Origin of the sequence: Pseudomonas entomophila L48 (genome assembly GCF_000026105.1) — a bacterium.
Taxonomy (GTDB): Bacteria; Pseudomonadota; Gammaproteobacteria; order Pseudomonadales; family Pseudomonadaceae; genus Aquipseudomonas; species Aquipseudomonas entomophila.
Genome location: NC_008027.1, coordinates 1,402,085 through 1,420,629 on the forward strand (window position 1 = coordinate 1,402,085; position 18,545 = coordinate 1,420,629).

Consider the following 18,545-nt stretch of genomic DNA (forward strand, 5'->3'; position numbering starts at 1 on the left):
CAGCCAGCGCAAGCACAACAATAAAAGACCAACGTAAGGTAAGGCCATGGACCAGCCAGCAAACCGCATCCTCATCGTCGAGGACGACCAGCGCCTCGCCGAGCTCACCGCCGAATACCTCCAGGCCAACGGTTTCGAGGTGGCGGTGGAGGGCGACGGTGGCCGCGCTGCGCGGCGCATCATCGACAGCCAGCCCGACCTGGTGATCCTCGACCTGATGCTGCCTGGCGAGGACGGCCTGAGCATCTGCCGCCGCGTGCGTGGCCAGTACGCCGGCCCCATCCTCATGCTCACCGCCCGCAGCGACGAGCTCGACCAGGTCCAGGGCCTGGACCTGGGCGCCGACGACTACGTCTGCAAGCCGGTACGCCCACGCCTGCTGCTGGCGCGCATCACGGCCCTGCTGCGCCGCAGCGAAGCCCCGGAGCGGCGCCAGGACCTGACCTTCGGCCCGCTGCATATAGATAGCCGCCAGCGTGAGGCACGCCTGGGTGGCCAACTCATCGAGCTGACCGGCGCCGAATTCGACCTGCTCTGGCTGCTGGCCAGCAACGCCGGGCGGGTGTTGTCCCGCGAGGAGATCTTCACCTCGCTGCGCGGCGTCGGCTACGACGGCCAGGACCGCTCCATCGACGTGCGCATCTCCAAGATCCGCCCCAAGATCGGCGACGACCCGATCACCCCGCGCCTGATCAAGACCCTGCGCAGCAAGGGCTACCTGTTTGTCGGCGAGGCGCCATGAACTCGATCTTCCTGCGCATCTATGGCGGCATGCTCGCCGTGCTGGTGCTGGTGGCCGTGCTCGGTGTGCTCAGCCTGCACCTGGTCAACGAGATCCGCGCCGGCCAGCACCGCGAGCGCCTGGCCCAGGGCACCTTCAGCCTGATGGCCGACAACCTGGCGCAGCAGAACGCGGTGGAGCGCACCCGCTCGCTGGTGATCTGGGAGCGCCTGCTTGGCGTGCCGCTGGACCTGCAACCGATGTCGGGCTTCACCCTCGACGGTGGGCAGCGTGCGCGCCTGTACCGCGACCTGGTCGTGGTCGAGAAGACCGGCCCGCATGCGGCCCGGGTACTGCGCCGGGTCGGCCACGAAGATGTGTTGCTGGTGGCCGAGGTGAAGCAGATCAGCGAGCAGTTGGCCCGCGCGACTCTTTATCTATTGGCCGACGAACTCGTGCGCTACCCGGTGACCGAGCAGCAGGCGCGCCTGGCGCAGCTCAGGCAGAGCAAAGGTTTTGGTTTCGACATCGCCTTGCAGCGCATCGAACGGGCGGCGCTGGACGACGACCAGCGGCGTCGGGTGGAGGAGGGCGATACGGTGATGGCGCTGGGCAAGGATGGCGACTCGATCCGCGTGTTCTCGGGGCTTGCCGGGTCGCCTTGGGTGCTGGAGATCGGCCCGCTGTACCAGCTCAACCCCTATCCGCCGCAATTGCTGATCCTGATCGCCTTTCTGGGGCTGTGCCTGATCGGGCTGGTGGTCTACCTGCTGGTGCGCCAGCTGGAGCGGCGGGTGTCGGGCCTGGAGGTGGCGGCTTCGCGCATCGCCCAGGGCAGCCTGGACACCCGGGTGCCGGCGGGCGACGCCGACTCGGTCGGGCGCCTGGCCGCTGCCTTCAATGGCATGGCCGAGCACTTGCAGCGCTCGCTGACCATGCAGCGCGAGCTGGTGCGGGCGGTGTCCCACGAGCTGCGCACGCCGGTGGCGCGGCTGCGCTTCGGCCTGGAGATGATCGAGTGCGCCAGCACCGAGCAGGCGCGCGCCAAGCACCTGGCCGGCATGGACGGCGACATCCAGGACCTGGACCGGCTTGTAGACGAGATGCTGACCTACGCCCGCCTGGAGCAAGGCGCGCCGGCCCTGCATTTCCGAGTAGTGGATCTGGATGAGCTGCTGGCGCGGGTGATCGAGGAGCTGGCGCCGCTGCGGGCCGAGGTGAAGGTGGTGCGGGGTGAGTGCCAGGGCCTGGAGGGTGCCGGCGCCCGGGTTGAAGCCGAGCCGCGCTACTTGCACCGTGCCCTGCAGAACCTGGTGAGCAATGCCATGCGCCATGCCGAATCCGAGGTGCGCCTGAGCTATCAGATCGGCCAGCAGCGTTGCCGCATCGATGTGGAGGACGACGGGCCGGGGATTCCGGAAGGTGTCTGGGACCGGATTTTCACCCCGTTCACCCGGCTCGATGACAGTCGCACCCGTGCGTCCGGTGGGCATGGGTTGGGCCTGTCGATTGTGCGCAGGATCATCTACTGGCATGGCGGCCGCGCCTTGGTTGGGCGCAGCGAGCAGTTGGGCGGCGCCTGTTTCAGCCTGAGCTGGCCGCGTGAGCAACCGCGCGACTAGACGCTGATCAGGCTGAGCAGGTGGTCGTCCTGCACGCAGAACTGGCCATCGAGTTCGACGCCGTGGTGCCATTCGGGCGACAGGTCGGTGAGCAGGCGCAGGCGGGCGTGGCCGTCGGCGGACCAGCTCAGCAGTTCGGCGTGCTCGAAGTAGAAGCGCTGTTTGGTCAGCGGGTAGAGCGTCTTGAACAGGCTCTCCTTGAGCGAGAAGGTCAGGGTCACGGCCAGGGCCTGCTGGCTGCGGTCCAGGCGCTCCATCTCCGGGGGCGTGAGAATTTCGCCGGCCAGGCGTTCGGCGCGCTCCTCGCTCAGCAGGGTTTCCTGGTCCAGGCCCAGGCCACGGCACGGGCCATCGGCGGCGACCACCGCCGCAGCCCAGCCTTGGCCGTGGGTGATCGAGCCATGGATGCCGGCCGGCCAGATGGGGGAACGGTCTTCGTGGCTGGCCGGCGCATGGTCGCGGCCGTCCAGGATCCGCAGGGCTTCACGGGCGCAGACCCGGCCGGCCAGGTATTCGGCCTGGCGCTTGGCGACAGAGCGTTGCAGGCTGGCGGTCTGGGTGATGCCGGCGCGCTGGAAGTCGTCGGGCGCAAGGTTGGCCGGGTCGAAGGCGCAGCTGACCAGCACCGCGCCGGCGACCGGGCGGGGCAGGGGCCAATGGTGCTGAAGGGGGGCGCAGCAGGTCGGGAGTCTGTTCATGGCGGGTATTGTGCCAGCGCCTGGGCGGGTGGTGGAGCGGAGATTTTGGGGCTGCTTTGCAGCCCATCGCCGGCAAGCCGGCTCCTACAGAAGGGCATCGTAGGGGCCGGCTTGCCGGCGATGGGCCGTGAAACGGCCCTGGCGATCTTCAATCGAACGCGGTCTTGAAGAACGCCTGCATATCCTTCCACGAGCTCTCATCCGCCGCCTTGTCATAGCCGATATCCGGCCCGCCATGCTCGCCATGGCTCAAGCGGTCGGCATCGGGGTTGGTGAACCCGTGCTTGGCCCCGGGGATCCCGACGAACTTGTAGTCTGCCCCGGCCGCATCCATTTCCGCCTTGAACGCCGCCACCTGTTCCGGCGTGACCATGCTGTCAGCCTCGCCGTGTTCTACCAGGATCTTCGCCCGGATCACCCCCGGCTTGGCCGGCGTCTGGGTCACCAGCGCGCCATGGAAGCTCACCACGGCGTCGAGCTTCTCACCCCGGCGCGCGGCATCCAGCACCACCTTGCCACCGAAGCAGTAGCCCACGGCGGCCAGTTGGTGCTTGTTGGTGTTGGGCTGCAGTTTCAGCAGTTCCAGGCCAGCATCGAAGCGCCGGGCCGCTGCCTCGGGGTCTTTCATCGCCGCCGCCATGAACGCCTGGGCGTCCTGCGGATGGTCGGTGTGCTTGCCGTCGCCATACATGTCGATGGCCAGGGCGTTGTAGCCCAGCGCCGCGAAATCACGGGCGCGGCGCTTGGCGTAGTCGTTCAACCCCCACCACTCATGCACCACCACCACGCCGGGGCGCCTGCCTTCGACGGCGTCGTCGTAGGCGTAGTAGCCGATCAGGGCGGTGCCGTCGGCATCCTGGTAGCGGATCTCGCGGGTCTGCACCGCCGCCTGGGCGAGGGCGGTACTGCACAGCAGGGCCAACGCAAGCAGGTAACGCATGGTCAAAGCTCCTTCTTTGGACATCGGTCGGTTCGTTCAGCCGAGGTTCAGGCTGGGTTCAGCGGCGGTTCAGGGCGTCCTCCCTACTCTAGCCCCCAGACAGCAACAACGCATTCAACCGGAGTACCTGAACCATGAAAACCCTCAATACTTTGATCGCCGCCATGGCCGTTTGCGCCGCCGGCCTCACCACCGTCGCCCAGGCCGATGACAACTTCGCCAGCCTGACTTACGGCCAGACCAGCGACAAGGTGCGCAAGTCCGGCCTGCTGCAACGCAACACCGACCACCTGAACGCCGACGGCATCATCGGCAAGGACGACACCTGGGGCGTGCGTGTGGGCAAGATCAACGACCAGGGTCGCTACTACATGACCTACGACAACGTCTCGGGCGATCACAGCGGCGTCAAGCTGCGCCAGGAAAACCTGCTCGGCAGCTACGACCTGTTCCTGCCGATCGGCGATACCACCAAACTGTTCGGCGGCGGCAGCCTGGGCATGACCAAGCTGACCCAGGATTCGCCCGGCGCGCGTCGCGACACCGACTACGGCTACGCCGTTGGCCTGCAGGCCGGCGTGCTTCAGGAAGTGACCGACAACACCTCGGTCGAGCTGGGCTACCGTTACCTGCGCAGCAATGCCAGCACCGAGATCGGCAGCCATGGCGGCCCGAAAGATGGCACCCTGCGCCTGACCAGCAGCGCGCAGACGTACCTGGCGGCTACCTACAAGTTCTGAGGCCGCTGTTATCCTGTACCGGCCTCATCGCGGGTAAACCCGCTCCTACAGGGTTGTGCACCACCTGTGGGAGCGGGTTTACCCGCGATGAGGCCGGCACAGGCATTCCCCATTGAAAGGAGATCCGCATGAAATTGCTGGTGGTCGAGGACGAGGCGCTGCTGCGTCATCACCTGTTCACGCGCCTGGGCGAAGGCGGGCACGTGGTCCAGGCGGTGGCCAACGCGGAGGAAGCCCTGTACCAGGCCGAGCAGTACAACCACGACCTGGCGGTGATCGACCTGGGCCTGCCGGGGATGAGCGGGCTGGACCTGATCCGCCAGCTGCGCAGCCTTGGCCAGACATTCCCCATTCTGATTCTCACCGCACGCGGCAACTGGCAGGACAAGGTCGAGGGCCTGGCCGCCGGGGCCGACGACTACGTGGTCAAACCCTTCCAGTTCGAAGAGCTCGAGGCGCGCTTGAACGCCTTGCTGCGCCGCTCCAGCGGCTTCACCCAGTCGACCATCGCCGCCGGCCCCCTGGTGCTCGACCTCAACCGCAAGCAGGCCACACTGGATGACGCGCCGCTGGCGCTGACCGCCTACGAGTACCGCATCCTCGAATACCTCATGCGCCACCACCAGCAGGTGGTGGCCAAGGACCGGCTGATGGAGCAACTGTACCCCGACGACGAGGAGCGCGACCCCAATGTCATCGAGGTGCTGGTCGGCCGCCTGCGGCGCAAGCTCGAAGGGGACAACGGCTTCAAGCCGATCGACACCGTGCGTGGCCTGGGCTACCTGTTCACCGAGCGCTGCCGATGATCCGCTCGCTGCGCGTGCGCCTGATGCTGGCGGCGGCGGTGCTGGCGCTGTTGTTCATGCTGGCGCTGCTGCCAGCCTTGCAGAAGGCCTTCAGCCTGGCGTTGCAGGAGTCGATCGAGCAGCGCCTGGCCTCGGACGTGACCACCCTGATCTCTGCAGCGCGTGTCGAACATGGCCAGTTGCAGATGCCCGCCCTGTTGCCCGACGAGCGCTTCAACCTGCCGTACACCGGCCTGCTGGGCTATATCTTCGATCGCCAGGGCAAGCTGGTGTGGCAATCGCGGGCCACGCGCAACCAGAACATCAACTATCAACCGCGCTACGACGGGCGCGGCAACGAGTTCGCGCGCATTCACCAGACCGATGGCGAGGAGTTCTTCGTCTATGACGTGGAGGTCAAGCTGCTGGGGGGCAAGAGCGCGGCGTTCAGCATCGTGGCGTTGCAGCCGGTGAGCGAGTACCACGCCACCCTGAGCGGCCTGCGCGAAAAGCTCTACCTGGGTTTCGGTGCGGCCTTGCTGGCACTGATGGTGCTGCTCTGGGCCGGCTTGACCTGGGGGCTGCGTTCGCTGCGTCGGCTCAGCCGCGAGCTGGACGAGGTGGAGTCCGGCGCCCGTGACGGTTTGAGCCGCGAACATCCGCGCGAACTCTTGCGCCTGACGGGCTCGCTCAACCGCCTGCTGCGCAGCGAGCGTGAGCAGCGTCAGCGCTATCGCGATTCCCTCGATGATTTGGCCCACAGCCTGAAAACGCCGTTGGCGGTGCTGCAGGGGGTGGGCGAGGGCATGGCCCAGGGCAAGAGCGAGCCCGAGCAGGCGCGGGTGCTGCAAAGCCAGATTGACCGCATGAGCCAGCAGATCGACTACCAGTTGCAGCGCGCCAGCCTGCGCAAGAGCGGCCTGGTGCGCCACCAGGTCGAGCTCAAGCCGCTGCTCGACAGCCTGTGCAGCACCTTGGCCAAGGTGTACCGCGACAAGCGTGTCGAAGTCAGTCTCGACGTGCCTGCCCAGGCACGAGTGCCGATGGAGCAGGGCGCCTTGCTCGAGTTGCTCGGCAACCTGCTGGAGAACGCCTACCGGCTGTGCCTGGGGCAAGTGCGGGTGAGCCTGCGCGAGGTGCCTGGGCGGCTGGACCTGTGGGTCGAGGACGATGGCCCGGGTGTGCCCCCTCACCAGCGCGAGCGCATTCTCGAGCGTGGCGAGCGGTTGGATCGCCAGCACCCGGGGCAGGGAATCGGGTTGGCGGTGGTCAAGGACATCATCGACAGCTATGACGCCGAGTTGAGCCTGGGGGATTCGGTGTTGGGTGGCGCTGCGTTCCGGATTGCCTTCCGTTTGGAATGACCCCGCACGTGTAGGAGCGGCTTTAGCCGCGAACACCGGCGTAGCCGGTGCCAGGCTCCGCGTTGCTTGTTTCGCGGCTGAAGCCGCTCCTACAGGGGGGTGTGCATTCAGAGCAGCAGCATGCACGTCAGGCGGAATCCCGCCAATGCGGCTTGTACGATTTCCGCCATCGGGCGGAAATCCGCCATTCCTCTTGTAAGCCTTTGCCCCGTCCGAGGGCATACACACCCTGAAATCATTGGCCGTGCACCTCAAGCGGGCACTTTGGCATCGCCCTTGCTATTCACCTGGCAGAGGCCTGACCAGGCGCTCGACCACAACGACAAATCCCTCCGGGTGCAGGAGGGTTCGCGATTCAGGTGCCCCGACATCCTGGGAAGGATGCGCCGGCACACTTGAGGAAAAATGAGCCATGACGAAACGTCAGCCGCTGTACAAATCCCTGTATGTCCAGGTGTTGGTCGCCATCACCATCGGTATCCTGCTCGGCCACTACTACCCGGAGACCGGCGTCGCCCTCAAGCCCCTGGGTGACGGCTTCGTCAAACTGATCAAGATGGTCATCGCGCCGATCATCTTCTGCACCGTGGTCAGCGGCATCGCCGGCATGCAGAGCATGAAGTCGGTCGGCAAGACCGGCGGCTACGCGCTGCTGTACTTCGAGATCGTTTCCACCATCGCCCTGATCATCGGCCTGGTCGTGGTCAATGTGGTCCAGCCGGGCGCTGGCATGCACGTCGACGTCAGCACCCTGAACGCCAGCAGCGTGGCCGCCTATGCCGCCGCCGGCGCGCAGCAGACCACCGTGGGCTTCTTGCTCAACGTCATCCCCAACACCGTGGTCGGCGCCTTCGCCAACGGCGACATCCTGCAAGTGCTGATGTTCTCGGTGCTGTTCGGCTTCGCCCTGCACCGCCTGGGTAGCTACGGCAAGCCGGTGCTGGACCTGATCGACCGCTTCGCCCATGTGATGTTCAACATCATCAACATGATCATGAAGCTGGCGCCAATCGGTGCCTTCGGCGCCATGGCCTTCACCATCGGCCAGTACGGCGTGGGTTCGCTGGTACAGCTGGGCTACCTGATGGCCTGCTTCTACATCACCTGCATCCTGTTCGTCCTGGTGGTGCTGGGTGGCATCTGCCGCGCCCACGGTTTCAGCGTGATCAAGCTGATCCGCTACATCCGTGAAGAGCTGCTGATCGTGCTGGGCACCTCGTCCTCGGAATCGGCCCTGCCGCGCATGCTGGCCAAGATGGAGCGCCTGGGCGCGAAGAAGTCCGTGGTTGGCCTGGTGATCCCGACCGGCTACTCGTTCAACCTGGACGGTACCTCGATCTACCTGACCATGGCCGCGGTGTTCATCGCCCAGGCCACCGACACCACCATGGACATCACCCACCAGATCACCCTGCTGCTGGTGCTGCTGGTTGCGTCCAAAGGTGCTGCCGGCGTCACCGGTTCGGGCTTCATCGTGCTGGCCGCGACGCTGTCTGCCGTCGGCCATCTGCCGGTTGCGGGCCTTGCGCTGATCCTGGGTATCGACCGCTTCATGTCCGAAGCCCGCGCCCTGACCAACCTGATCGGCAACGCCGTGGCCACCGTGGTGGTCGCCAAGTGGGTCAAGGAGCTGGACACCGACCAACTGCAGGCGGAGCTGGCTTCCGGTGGTTCGCCGCTGGTCGACACCCGTCCGACCGACGACCTGGGCGTGGCCGAAGGCCCGGCGCGTTGATCGTCGTGTGAAATGCCAAAAGGCGACCTTCGGGTCGCCTTTTTTGTGCAGCTAGCAGAATGCCCGGGATGGTACGCCTACCCCTGTGGGAGCGGCCTGGCATCTACTCGACCCGGGTCTCGCCGCTGTACACCAGAATCTCCCGACACCGCCGGCACAGGTACCGTCGCCCCTGGCGCACCAGCTTGTGCCGCTGCGCGGTGAACGGGAAATCGCTCTCCGGGCATGGGCAACGATAGATGTAGCGCGTCGCCACCCGCCGCTGCACCTCATAGTTGTGGCAGCGGTTTGGCGGTAGTTCATAGACCCCGCGCATGATCAGTTGCCACTCCTCGCCGTGGGCCTGGATCTTGTCGCCAAATAGCTGGTGGGCCACCAGGTGCGCCACTTCATGGGCCACGGTCTGGCGCAGGAAGTCGTCCTGGTTCTCGCGGTACAGCTGCAGGTTGAAGCGCAGCAGGTTCTCGTGCAGATGGGCGACGCCGGCCTTCTGGCCGCGCAGCTTGAAGCTGACCTGCGGGCGTGGGAAGGGGCGTTTGAAGAAGGTTTCGGCTTGCTGGTAACAGGTTTCGACGCGTTGTTTGAGCAGCTCGGGCATGGCGGGGCAATTCTCCTGACCGGGCATTATGCCGCAGGCGGCGGGCGGCTGCCGAGCCGCCGGTCAGGCACACGAAACGAAGCCGCCTTGCGGCGGCTTCGGGTGATGCCCCAGTGTTGGTTGTATCTGATTGTGTGCGTCAGTTGGTGTAGACGGGCCCCACGCCCAGTCCCCAGATGATCACGGTCGCGGCCATGATCGCCACCAGTACCACCAGGCCTACCGCCAGCACGGAGCTGGAGAACAGGAAGCCTTCGTCCGACGGGATGTTCATGAACGTCGGCAAGCCGACATACAGCAGGTACACGGTGTAGCAGATGGCCGCCGTGCCGATCAGCATGCCCAGCCACAGGTGCGGGTACAGCGCCGCCAGGCCGCCGATGAACAACGGGGTGGCCGTGTAGGTGGCGAAGGCGATGCATTGCGCCATGCTCGGGTTGGCGTCGTAGGTGCGGGCCATCCAGTGGATGAAGGCGCCCATCACCGCCACCCCGGCGAGCATCGCCAGGTAGGACATGATGCTCATCCACAGCGCGCTTTCCATGGTCAGCATCACCGCTGGCCGGTCGCCGATCACCCAGCCGACCTGGGTGGTGCCGATGAACGCCGACACGGCGGGGATCGCCGCGAGGATCAGCGTGTGGGTCAGGTACATGTGGCTGATGCTTTCTTCCTCGCCACGAATCTCCCGCCACTCCTGGTCAGGGTGGGTAAACAACCCTACAACGTGATGAATCATGCCGGTCACTCCTATCGTCGTTGCCAAACGCCCCCCAGATGGAGCGCTTGTGGCCCGAGGCCTGAACACCGATGCAAGCGGTCGTGTGGCCTTATGTCGCAGTATAGGAAGCGGATCCCGGCACAAAACTGGCTTTTTAGAGCAAATTGCGCTGTCAGGCCGTGTGTTGATTCCCATGAAGTCTTTATCGGAAGGAACTACAGCCGCGCCCGGTTTGTGCGTAAAATAGCCGGCTTTTGTCACACCTCGCGGATCCAAGCGCTATGGGCACCCTTTCGGTCAACCAGAACAAACTGCAAAAACGCCTGCGTCGTCTCGCCGGCGAAGCCATCACCGACTACAACATGATCGAGGATGGCGACAAGGTCATGGTCTGCCTGTCCGGCGGCAAGGACAGCTACACCATGCTCGACGTTCTGTTGCACCTGCAGAAGGTGGCGCCGATCAAGTTCGACATCGTCGCGGTGAACATGGACCAGAAGCAGCCGGGCTTCCCCGAGCACGTGCTGCCGGCGTATCTCAAAGAGCTGGGCGTCGAGTACCACATCGTCGAGAAGGACACCTACTCGGTGGTCAAGGAGCTGGTGCCCGAGGGCAAGACCACCTGCTCGCTGTGCTCGCGCCTGCGCCGCGGCACGCTGTACACCTTCGCCGACGAGATCGGCGCGACCAAGATGGCCCTGGGTCATCACCGCGACGACATCGTCGAGACGTTCTTCCTCAACATGTTCTTCAACGGCGCGCTCAAGGGCATGCCACCGAAGCTGCGCGCCGACGACGGCCGCAACGTGGTGATCCGCCCGCTGGCCTACTGCAGCGAGAAGGACATCCAGGCCTACTCGGACATGAAGGAATTCCCGATCATCCCGTGCAACCTGTGCGGTTCGCAGGAGAACCTGCAGCGCCAGGTGGTCAAGGATATGCTGGTGGAGTGGGAGCGCAAGCACCCGGGCCGTACCGAAAGCATCTTCCGCGCCCTGCAGAACGTCGCGCCGTCGCAGCTGGCCGACCGCAACCTGTTCGACTTCACCAGCCTGAAGATCGACGAGAGCGCCACCCCGCGCTTCCTCGACGTGCTGAACATCTGACCGCATGCGCGACTATCAGTGGTTGCACGAGTACTGCCTGAACCGCTTCGGTTCGGCCCAGGCGCTGGAAGCCTTCCTGCCGCAGCCGCGTACGTCTGCGCAGTTGCGCGACATCCCTGATGACCGCTACCTGTCGACGCTGGCCCTGCGCGTGTTCCGCGCCGGGCTCAAGCACAGCCTGGTGGATGCCAAGTGGCCGGCGTTCGAACAGGTGTTCTTCGGTTTCGATCCGGAGAAGGTGGTGCTGATGGGCGCCGAGCACCTGGAGCGGCTGATGCACGACGAGCGGATCATCCGCCACCTGGGCAAGCTCAAGAGCGTGCCGCGCAATGCGCAGATGGTGCTGGACGTGGCGAAGGAGAAGGGCAGTTTCGGCGCGTTCATCGCCGACTGGCCGGTAACCGATATCGTCGGGCTGTGGAAGTACCTGGCCAAGCATGGCAACCAGCTGGGTGGGTTGTCGGCGCCGCGCTTCTTGCGCATGGTCGGCAAGGATACGTTCATCCCCACCGATGACATGGCGGCAGCGTTGATCGCCCAGAAGATCATCGACAAGCCACCGACCAGCCAGCGGGATCTTGCGTTGGTGCAGCAGGCGTTCAACCAGTGGCATGCAGAAAGCGGCCGGCCGCTGTGCCAGTTGTCGGTGATGCTGGCGCATACCGTCAACCACTGAGATCGCTGGGACCGCTGTGCGGTCCTTTCGCGACACAAGGCCGCTCCTACAGAATTACGCGTTCCCCTGTAGGAGCGGCCTTGCGTCGCGAACGGGCTGCAAAGCAGCCCCTGAATTCAACGCCCTTCACCTGCCATGCGCCGTTCGAACTGGAACTTCCAACGCACGAACAGCAACCCGCTGACGAACAACCCCAGGCTCACCAGCACCTCCACCCAGCCGAACACTGCCCGCGCCGGGTCGAACGCCGCCAGCACGCCCTTGATGAAGTAGATGTTCACCACGAAGCAGGTCCAGGCATGCGCCCGGGCACTGCCCATCAGCATGCCCGGCAGCAACAGCAGCAGGGGGATCAGCTCGATGGCCATGATCACCTCGACCCGCGCCCCGTGCAGGTCGGCGAACCACAGGTTGTTCACCACCAGCAGGGCGATCAGGCCGAAGAAGCAGGCCAGGCTCAGGGCCCGGGTGAAGCGCACGCGTGGCGCCAACCAGCCCAGCGGCGGCAGTACCTTGGGCTTCCTAGCCACGTTGCCCCTCCAGGGCCTTGGCGGTGTTCGCCAGGCGTTGGCCAAGGGCACGGCACAGGGTGATCTCGTGGGCATCCAGCTCGCGCTTGCCGTCGGCGCCGGCGTGGTGGCTGGCGCCGTAGGGCGTGCCGCCGCCACGGGTTTCGAGCAGCGCCGATTCGCTGTAGGGCAGGCCCATCACCAGCATGCCGTGGTGCATCAGCGGCAGCATCATCGACAGCAGGGTGGTCTCCTGGCCGCCATGCAGGCTGGCGGTGGAAGTGAACACGCCGGCCGGCTTGCCCACCAGCTCGCCACCCAGCCACAGGCTGCTGGTGCCGTCGAGGAAGTACTTGAGGGGCGCGGCCATGTTGCCGAAGCGGGTCGGGCTGCCCAGCACCAGGCCGGCGCAGTGGCGCAGGTCGTCGAGGGTGGCGTACAGCGCGCCGCTGGCCGGGATGTCCGGGGCCACGGCTTCGCATTCGGTGGAGATCGCCGGCACGGTGCGCAGGCGCGCCTCCAGGCCGGCCATCTCGACGCCACGGGCGATATGCCGGGCCATCTCGCTGGTCGAGCCGTGGCGGCTGTAGTACAGCACCAGGATGTAGGGATCGCTCACGGCAGGATCTCCAGGACTTTCTCCGGTGGGCGGCCGACCACGGCCTTGTCTCCGGCCACCAGGATCGGACGCTCGATCAGCTTGGGGTGCTTGACCATGGCATCGATCAGTTGGGCGTCGCTCAAGGCCGGGTTGGCCAGGTCGAGGGCCTTGTACTCGTCTTCGCCGGTGCGCAGCAGCTGGCGCGCGCCGATGTCCAGCTTGCCGAGCAGTTGCGCGAGGGTGGCGGCGTCGGGCGGGGTCTCGAGGTAGCGCACGATGGTCGGCGCCAGGCCGCGAGCCTCGAGCAGCTCCAGGGCGCCGCGGGATTTCGAGCAGCGCGGGTTATGATAGAGGGTCAGATCGGTCATGACGGGTCGCATCCAGCTGGGTGTGGCGGCTATTCTAACCGCAGCGACCGACTTCAATGCTTGAAAACTTCGAGAAGGATTGACCCATGGCAAGGCGTTTGGCAGCTGCACTGGCCATCACCGCGAGCCTGTTGCTCGGCGGCTGCGGTGCGGACTACGGCGTGGACCAGCACGGCAATACGGTAAAGGCCGAACAGATCGACGGGCACTGGCTGGTGCTCAACTACTGGGCCGAATGGTGTGGCCCGTGCCGCACGGAAATCCCCGAGCTCAATGCCGCTGCCAAGCAGTGGGAGGCCCAGGGCATCAAGGTGGTGGGGGTGAACTTCGACGGCCTGCAGGGGCCAGACCTGAAGACCGCCGCCGACACGCTGGGCATCGGTTTCACCGTGCTCGCCCAGGACCCGGCCGAACGCTACGAGCTGCCGCGCAGCGAGGCGTTGCCGGTGACCTACATCATCGATGACAAGGGCAAGGTGCGTGAGCAACTGATGGGCGAGCAGACGCTCGAAGGGCTGCAGGCCAAGATCAAGGCGCTCAAGGGCGGCGCCTGAGGGTTCGCCAGCAAGCAGGCTCCTACGGTTCCTGTAGGAGCCAGCTTGCTGGCGAACAGGCGGTGTACTTCAACCTTCCTCAGGCCAGAAGCGCAAAGGCTTGCCTTCAACCGGCCAGAAGCGTATCTGCTCGATCGGCGACACATCCCAGCGCTGCACGGTCTCCAGCGCCTGCAAGAAGCGCTTCTCCTGGTCCATCAACGCCGGCGCACACAGCTTGCGGGTCTTGCCGACCTTGCCGAAGCTGATGCGCTCGCCCTCCAGTGTGTAGGGGGCGAACCAGTGGTTGCAGCCGGCATTGCCATAGGCGCGGCCGTCGTTGGCCAGGGTCAGCGTCAGGTGGCTGTAGTCGATGAGCGGTCGCTCCCCGATCCACTCCAGCACATAGCTCTGCTCCTGTTGCAGCTTCGGAGGCTCCGACGCGCAGCCGGCCAGGGCCGCGGCGATCAGCGCGGTGGTCAGCAGCTGTTTCACTCAGGCACGCTCCCGGCACTGCGGGCACAGGTGCTTGTCACCCTGGCTGGTCCAACCCAGCTCCGCCACGCGGGCACTGGCGGCCGGAGCATGGCCCTTTTTGCCCTGCTTGGCGTCGACGGCGAACTCGAAGTCCAGTACCGCTTCGCAGCTGTCGCACTTGACCTGCCAGTTGAGGATTTCCAGCTCGTTGAACACCGGGCCCTTGGCCACGGCGACCCACTGGCCGTGCGGGTTGATCAGGTGGCGCACGGTCTCCACGGTCAGGCGCATGGACAAGTCCTTGCTGCCCTTGAGGGTGACCAGTAGCACGTCGTCCTTCTGGATCGAGCCACCGTTGCCGGTGACCTGGTAGCGGCCCGGCACCAGCGCGCGGCACTCGATCAGGGTGTGTTGCGGGTTGAAAAGGGTGTAGCGGAAATCGTGTTCGACCATGGGTCCTCCAGAATTGCCGCGTATCCTAGCATCAACCTTCGACGATGTTCTGCGGATTGCCTGCCGCCCAGCGGCTGATGTTGTCGAGGGTGGTGCTGGCGATGGCGTCCAGCGCCTCGCGGGTCAGGAACGCCTGGTGCGCGGTGACGATCACGTTGGGGAAGGTCAGCAGGCGCGCCAGCACGTCGTCCTGCAGCGGCAGGTCGGAGCGGTCCTCGAAGAACAGTTGCGCTTCCTCTTCATAGACATCCAGCCCCAGATAACCGAGCTGGCCACTCTTGAGCGCGTCGACCAGCGCCGGTGTGTCGACCAGCGCGCCGCGGCCGGTGTTGATCAGCATGGCGCCGGGTTGCAATTGGGCCAGGCTTTGGGCGTTGATCAGGTGCCGGGTGTGCTCGGTCAACGGGCAGTGCAGGCTGATGATCCGCGACTCGCGCAGCAACTCGGGCAGCTCCAGGTAGCGGGCGCCAAGAGCCAGCAGTTCGGGATTGGGGTAGGGGTCATAGGCCAGCAGCTGGCAGCCGAAACCGGCCATGATGCGGGCGAAGGCAGTGCCGATCTGCCCGGTGCCGACCACGCCGACGGTCTTGCCGTGCAGGTCGAAACCGGTCAGCCCGTGCAGGGTGAAGTCGCCCTCGCGGGTACGGTTGTAGGCACGATGCAGGCGGCGGTTGAGGGCCAGGATCAGCGCCACGGCATGTTCGGCGACGGCGTGGGGCGAGTAGGCCGGCACTCGCGCCACGGCCAGGCCCAGGCGCTTGGCGGCGGCCAGATCGACATGGTTGTAGCCGGCCGAGCGCAAGGCGACCAGGCGCGTTCCGCCAGCGGCCAGGCGTTCGAGGACCTGGGCGTCGAGTTCGTCGTTGATGAAGGCGCAGACCACCTCGAAGCCTTGGGCCAAGGGGGCGGTATCGAGGGTCAGGCGAGTGGGTTGGAAGTGCAGGTCGAAGGTGCCGTTGGCGGCGCGGGTGAAACTTTCCTGGTCGTAGTGCTGACTGCTGAACAACAGGGTGCGCATGGCGGGGCTCCTTGAAATTGGGGGGCGGCTGTTCGCCGGCAAGCCGGCTCCTACAGGGTTTCAGGTGTAGGAGCCGGCTTGCCGGCGAACATCAGGCGCTCTGGCGCGCGTGTTCCGCGAGCCGGTCGATGGCCCGGTCAAGTTCGTCCAGCGCTACTTGCGCCTGGGGGCTGTCCTGCTTGAGCAGGGTCTCGCTGCGCTGGCAGGCCGCGCGCAGCTGCGGCACGCCGCAATAGCGCGAGGCGCCGTTGAGGCGGTGCACGCGTTCGATCATCGCGGTGCGGTCGGCTGCCTCGCGGGCGGCGCGGATGGCATCGCGGTCCGACTCCAGCGACGCCAGCAGCATGGTCAGCATGTCCGCCGCCAGGTCCGGCTTGCCGGCGGCCAGGCGCAGGCCTTCCTCCGGGTCGAGGACTTTCAGTTCCGTGCTGTCGGCCGGGCGTTCGCTGGTGCGCTCCGGTGGCGGCGCGCCCAGGCTCAGGCCGGTCCACTTCATGACCACCTGGGCCAGCTGCCGCTCGCTGATCGGCTTGGTCAGGTAGTCGTCCATGCCGCTGTGCAGCAGGGCGCGCTTTTCATTGGCCATGGCGTGGGCGGTGAGGGCGACGATCGGTAGCGGCTGGCCACGCTGGCTGCTTTCCCACTGGCGGATCTGTTCGGTGCAGGCACGGCCGTCCATGCCGGGCATCTGCACGTCCATCAGCACCAGGTCGAAGGGTTCGTCCTGCACCGCCTGTACCGCCGCATAGCCGTTGTCCACCGCCAGCACCTCGGCGCCCATGCCTTCGAGCAAGGTCTGTACCAGCAGCAGGTTGGCCGGGTTGTCGTCGACGCAGAGGATCTTCGGTACGCGCTGGCCATTGCTGGGGCGTTGCTCGCCGGCGGGGCGGCGCGGCTGGATCAACTCGACCAGCAGGCGGCGCAGCTTGCGGGTGCAGGTTGGTTTAGCCAGCAACTGGCCGTGGGCGTTGGGCAGGTAGGGGTGGTAGAGCGGCTGTTCGGTGGTGGGGCAGAGCACCACGCATTGGCAACCCAGGCGTTCGAGCTGCTGGTGATACTGGCCGAGCTGTTCCGGCGCCAGGCTGCCCAGGTTGGCGCCGAGTACAGCGAATTCGAACGGCTGGCCGGCCTGCGCGGCGGCTTGCACGCCCTGCAGCAACTGGTCGTAGGAGGCGAACAGGCTTACCGCCAGGCCGCAATCCTCGAGTTGGTGCTCCAGGGCCTGGCGGGCCAGGTCGTGACCATCGACGATGGCCACCCGGCGCCCCACCAGCACTTGCACGGGTTGCTCTTCGGCGTCGTCATGCGCCCGTGGCAGGTTGAGGCTAATCCAGAATTGCGAGCCCTCGCCGGGGGTGCTGTCGACACCGATCTCGCCGCCCATCTGCTCGATCAGGCGCTTGGAGATCACCAGCCCGAGGCCGGTGCCGCCTGGCTGGCGCGACAGCGAGTTGTCGGCCTGGCTGAAGGCCTGGAACAGGGTGCGCACATCCTGGGGCGAGAGGCCGATGCCGGTGTCCTGTACGCTGATGCGCAGTTGCACGGTGTCGTCCTGGTCGTCCTCGAGCATGGCGCGCACGACGATGGTGCCTTCGCGGGTGAACTTGATGGCGTTGCTCACCAGGTTGGTGAGGATCTGCTTGAGCCGCAGCGGGTCGCCGACCAGCGACAGCGGGGTGTCGCGGTACACCAGGCTGAGCAGTTCCAACTGCTTGGCGTGGGCGGCCGGGGCGAGGATGGTCAGGGTGTCCTGGATCAGGTCGCGCAGGTTGAACGGGATGCTGTCGAGCACCAGCTTGCCGGCCTCGATCTTGGAGAAGTCGAGGATCTCGTTGATGATCCCCAGCAGGTTGTCGGCGGACTTCTCGATGGTGCCGAGGTAGTCGAGCTGGCGAGGCGTGAGCTCGCTCTTCTGCAGCAGGTGGGTGAAGCCGAGGATCCCGTTCAGCGGCGTGCGGATCTCGTGGCTCATGTTGGCCAGGAACTCGGACTTGATGCGGCTGGCCTCCAGGGCCTCCTTGCGCGCCATGTCCAGCTCGATGTTCTGGATCTCGATGGTCTCCAGGTTCTGGCGCACGTCCTCGGTGGCCTGGTCGATGCTGTGCTGCAACTCTTCGTGGGCGCTGTGCAGGGTTTCGGCCATGCGGTTGATGCCTGCCGCCAGCTCGTCGAGCTCGTGGCTGCCCATGGCCGGCAGGCGCTCCTCCAAATGGCCATCCTTGAGCTGGTTGACCGTGTGCTTGATGCGGTTGATCGGGCCGTTGATGGTGCGGCTCATGCGCACGGCCAGCAGCGCCGTCAGGCTCAGGCAGACGATGATCAGCAGCAGGCTGGTGAACAGGTTGCGGTAGCCGCGCAGCAGGGTGCCGTCATGGGACAGTTCGATCTCGACCCAGCCCAGCAGGCGTTCGGCTTCGGCCGGTACGGCGTCGGTGGCCAGGTCGCGGTGATGGCCGAATACTGGCATCAGGTAGCGGGTGGCGTCATTGCCCGTGCGTTGCAGCAGTTGCGTGCCAGTACCACCGCTGGGTGGTTGGTTGAGCATGCTCGGGCCTGCATGGGCCAGGCGCGTGCGGTCGGCGGCGAGGAAGGCGACCGCGCGCACGTCGGTCTGTTCCAGCGCCTGGGCGGCGATGCGCTCCAGTTGCGCGGGCGCCTGGCGCGCCAAAGCCGGGGCGGCCAGTGGCGCCAGTTGTTCGGCGATCATCTTGCCGCGTTGCAGCAACTGCGTGCGCAGCTCATTTTGCTGCAGCCAGGTGAAATAGCTGCCCAGCACCAAGGCCATCAAGCTGGCGGGCAGCAGGGCGAGCAACAGCACGCGGCTGCGGATTCCCAAACGGTCGAGCACACCTATCTCCTGTCATGTGCCTAAATGCGCTG

Annotated in this window: 20 protein-coding genes; 9 read left to right on the forward strand and 11 right to left on the reverse strand. The window is 65.9% G+C overall.

The window, feature by feature from the left end; translation table 11 throughout:
* Window positions 1–46: 46 nt before the first annotated feature.
* Window positions 47–742 (forward strand): response regulator, encoded by a 696-nt coding sequence (locus PSEEN_RS06215; RefSeq protein WP_011532633.1) that lies wholly within the window; start codon window positions 47–49, stop codon window positions 740–742.
* Window positions 739–2,343, forward strand: coding sequence for an ATP-binding protein (locus tag PSEEN_RS06220; protein ID WP_011532634.1), 1,605 nt, complete (start codon window positions 739–741; stop codon window positions 2,341–2,343). Before PSEEN_RS06215 ends, PSEEN_RS06220 begins: the two co-directional genes overlap by 4 nt.
* Here PSEEN_RS06220 and PSEEN_RS06225 read toward each other — a convergent pair.
* Window positions 2,340–3,041 (reverse strand): 4'-phosphopantetheinyl transferase family protein, encoded by a 702-nt coding sequence (locus PSEEN_RS06225; RefSeq protein WP_011532635.1) that lies wholly within the window; start codon window positions 3,039–3,041, stop codon window positions 2,340–2,342. The genes PSEEN_RS06220 and PSEEN_RS06225 overlap by 4 nt on opposite strands.
* A 148-nt stretch (window positions 3,042–3,189) precedes the next feature.
* Complete coding sequence (locus PSEEN_RS06230; protein ID WP_011532636.1) at window positions 3,190–3,981, reverse strand: dienelactone hydrolase family protein; 792 nt, start codon at window positions 3,979–3,981, stop codon at window positions 3,190–3,192.
* Between the two features lie 134 nt (window positions 3,982–4,115).
* Here PSEEN_RS06230 and PSEEN_RS06235 point away from each other — a divergent pair, with 134 nt between their 5' ends.
* The 4 genes from PSEEN_RS06235 (at window position 4,116) to PSEEN_RS06250 (ending at window position 8,605) form a co-directional block, all read left to right on the forward strand.
* The gene (locus PSEEN_RS06235; RefSeq protein ID WP_011532637.1) at window positions 4,116–4,721 is read left to right on the forward strand and encodes an outer membrane protein; all 606 of its coding nucleotides are present in this window, start codon (window positions 4,116–4,118) and stop codon (window positions 4,719–4,721) included.
* Window positions 4,722–4,849: 128 nt separating this feature from the next.
* Window positions 4,850–5,527: a response regulator gene (locus PSEEN_RS06240; RefSeq protein WP_011532638.1), complete on the forward strand. Its 678-nt coding sequence runs from the start codon at window positions 4,850–4,852 to the stop codon at window positions 5,525–5,527.
* On the forward strand, window positions 5,524–6,870 hold the full coding sequence (locus tag PSEEN_RS06245; protein WP_011532639.1) for an ATP-binding protein: 1,347 nt from the start codon (window positions 5,524–5,526) through the stop codon (window positions 6,868–6,870). Before PSEEN_RS06240 ends, PSEEN_RS06245 begins: the two co-directional genes overlap by 4 nt.
* Before the next feature lie 412 nt (window positions 6,871–7,282).
* Window positions 7,283–8,605, forward strand: coding sequence for a dicarboxylate/amino acid:cation symporter (locus PSEEN_RS06250; RefSeq protein WP_011532640.1), 1,323 nt, complete (start codon window positions 7,283–7,285; stop codon window positions 8,603–8,605).
* Window positions 8,606–8,708: 103 nt separating this feature from the next.
* On the opposite strand, the gene PSEEN_RS06255 is transcribed toward PSEEN_RS06250, so the two are convergent.
* Together PSEEN_RS06255 and PSEEN_RS06260 are read right to left on the reverse strand one after the other, a co-directional pair.
* Complete coding sequence (locus PSEEN_RS06255; protein WP_011532641.1) at window positions 8,709–9,203, reverse strand: SprT family zinc-dependent metalloprotease; 495 nt, start codon at window positions 9,201–9,203, stop codon at window positions 8,709–8,711.
* Between the two features lie 139 nt (window positions 9,204–9,342).
* The gene (locus PSEEN_RS06260; protein ID WP_011532642.1) at window positions 9,343–9,942 is read right to left on the reverse strand and encodes a Yip1 family protein; all 600 of its coding nucleotides are present in this window, start codon (window positions 9,940–9,942) and stop codon (window positions 9,343–9,345) included.
* Window positions 9,943–10,205: 263 nt separating this feature from the next.
* On the opposite strand from PSEEN_RS06260, the gene ttcA reads away from it, so the two are divergent.
* On the forward strand, window positions 10,206–11,030 hold the full coding sequence (gene ttcA / locus PSEEN_RS06265; RefSeq protein ID WP_011532643.1) for a tRNA 2-thiocytidine(32) synthetase TtcA: 825 nt from the start codon (window positions 10,206–10,208) through the stop codon (window positions 11,028–11,030).
* Window positions 11,031–11,034: 4 nt separating this feature from the next.
* Window positions 11,035–11,706, forward strand: a complete 672-nt coding sequence (locus PSEEN_RS06270) for a DNA-3-methyladenine glycosylase I (RefSeq protein WP_011532644.1) — start codon at window positions 11,035–11,037, stop codon at window positions 11,704–11,706.
* Window positions 11,707–11,822: 116 nt separating this feature from the next.
* Here PSEEN_RS06270 and PSEEN_RS06275 read toward each other — a convergent pair whose 3' ends face one another.
* Genes PSEEN_RS06275 through arsC form a run of 3 tightly spaced genes read right to left on the reverse strand, consistent with a single transcriptional unit; the run spans window position 11,823 to window position 13,184 of the window.
* Window positions 11,823–12,236 (reverse strand): DUF2069 domain-containing protein, encoded by a 414-nt coding sequence (locus PSEEN_RS06275; protein WP_011532645.1) that lies wholly within the window; start codon window positions 12,234–12,236, stop codon window positions 11,823–11,825.
* On the reverse strand, window positions 12,229–12,834 hold the full coding sequence (gene wrbA, locus PSEEN_RS06280; protein ID WP_011532646.1) for an NAD(P)H:quinone oxidoreductase: 606 nt from the start codon (window positions 12,832–12,834) through the stop codon (window positions 12,229–12,231). Before wrbA ends, PSEEN_RS06275 begins: the two co-directional genes overlap by 8 nt.
* Window positions 12,831–13,184 carry an arsenate reductase (glutaredoxin) gene (gene arsC / locus PSEEN_RS06285; protein ID WP_011532647.1) on the reverse strand — a complete coding sequence of 118 codons (354 nt, stop codon included), beginning with the start codon at window positions 13,182–13,184 and terminating at the stop codon, window positions 12,831–12,833. Before arsC ends, wrbA begins: the two co-directional genes overlap by 4 nt.
* Before the next feature lie 86 nt (window positions 13,185–13,270).
* On the opposite strand from arsC, the gene PSEEN_RS06290 reads away from it, so the two are divergent.
* Window positions 13,271–13,738, forward strand: a complete 468-nt coding sequence (locus PSEEN_RS06290; RefSeq protein WP_011532648.1) for a TlpA disulfide reductase family protein — start codon at window positions 13,271–13,273, stop codon at window positions 13,736–13,738.
* 69 nt (window positions 13,739–13,807) lie between these two features.
* On the opposite strand, the gene PSEEN_RS06295 is transcribed toward PSEEN_RS06290, so the two are convergent.
* From PSEEN_RS06295 to PSEEN_RS06310, 4 genes are all read right to left on the reverse strand, one after another.
* Window positions 13,808–14,212, reverse strand: a complete 405-nt coding sequence (locus PSEEN_RS06295; protein ID WP_011532649.1) for an META domain-containing protein — start codon at window positions 14,210–14,212, stop codon at window positions 13,808–13,810.
* Window positions 14,213–14,647, reverse strand: coding sequence for a hypothetical protein (locus PSEEN_RS06300; protein WP_011532650.1), 435 nt, complete (start codon window positions 14,645–14,647; stop codon window positions 14,213–14,215).
* A gap of 31 nt (window positions 14,648–14,678) precedes the next feature.
* A complete protein-coding gene (locus PSEEN_RS06305) occupies window positions 14,679–15,665 on the reverse strand; it encodes a 2-hydroxyacid dehydrogenase (protein WP_011532651.1) in 987 nt (328 codons plus the stop codon).
* Between the two features lie 91 nt (window positions 15,666–15,756).
* Window positions 15,757–18,513: a response regulator gene (locus PSEEN_RS06310; protein WP_011532652.1), complete on the reverse strand. Its 2,757-nt coding sequence runs from the start codon at window positions 18,511–18,513 to the stop codon at window positions 15,757–15,759.
* Between the last annotated feature and the right edge of the window lie 32 nt (window positions 18,514–18,545).

Bases quoted from the DNA above. Each gene is read 5' to 3' on its own strand.
- PSEEN_RS06215 (WP_011532633.1), top strand. From the start codon at position 47: ATGGACCAGCCAGCAAACCGCATCCTCATCGTCGAGGACGACCAGCGC.
- PSEEN_RS06220 (WP_011532634.1), top strand. From the start codon at position 739: ATGAACTCGATCTTCCTGCGCATCTATGGCGGCATGCTCGCCGTGCTG.
- PSEEN_RS06225 (WP_011532635.1), bottom strand. From the start codon at position 3,041: ATGAACAGACTCCCGACCTGCTGCGCCCCCCTTCAGCACCATTGGCCC.
- PSEEN_RS06230 (WP_011532636.1), bottom strand. From the start codon at position 3,981: ATGCGTTACCTGCTTGCGTTGGCCCTGCTGTGCAGTACCGCCCTCGCC.
- PSEEN_RS06235 (WP_011532637.1), top strand. From the start codon at position 4,116: ATGAAAACCCTCAATACTTTGATCGCCGCCATGGCCGTTTGCGCCGCC.
- PSEEN_RS06240 (WP_011532638.1), top strand. From the start codon at position 4,850: ATGAAATTGCTGGTGGTCGAGGACGAGGCGCTGCTGCGTCATCACCTG.
- PSEEN_RS06245 (WP_011532639.1), top strand. From the start codon at position 5,524: ATGATCCGCTCGCTGCGCGTGCGCCTGATGCTGGCGGCGGCGGTGCTG.
- PSEEN_RS06250 (WP_011532640.1), top strand. From the start codon at position 7,283: ATGACGAAACGTCAGCCGCTGTACAAATCCCTGTATGTCCAGGTGTTG.
- PSEEN_RS06255 (WP_011532641.1), bottom strand. From the start codon at position 9,203: ATGCCCGAGCTGCTCAAACAACGCGTCGAAACCTGTTACCAGCAAGCC.
- PSEEN_RS06260 (WP_011532642.1), bottom strand. From the start codon at position 9,942: ATGATTCATCACGTTGTAGGGTTGTTTACCCACCCTGACCAGGAGTGG.
- ttcA (WP_011532643.1), top strand. From the start codon at position 10,206: ATGGGCACCCTTTCGGTCAACCAGAACAAACTGCAAAAACGCCTGCGT.
- PSEEN_RS06270 (WP_011532644.1), top strand. From the start codon at position 11,035: ATGCGCGACTATCAGTGGTTGCACGAGTACTGCCTGAACCGCTTCGGT.
- arsC (WP_011532647.1), bottom strand. From the start codon at position 13,184: ATGACCGATCTGACCCTCTATCATAACCCGCGCTGCTCGAAATCCCGC.
- PSEEN_RS06290 (WP_011532648.1), top strand. From the start codon at position 13,271: ATGGCAAGGCGTTTGGCAGCTGCACTGGCCATCACCGCGAGCCTGTTG.
- PSEEN_RS06300 (WP_011532650.1), bottom strand. From the start codon at position 14,647: ATGGTCGAACACGATTTCCGCTACACCCTTTTCAACCCGCAACACACC.
- PSEEN_RS06305 (WP_011532651.1), bottom strand. From the start codon at position 15,665: ATGCGCACCCTGTTGTTCAGCAGTCAGCACTACGACCAGGAAAGTTTC.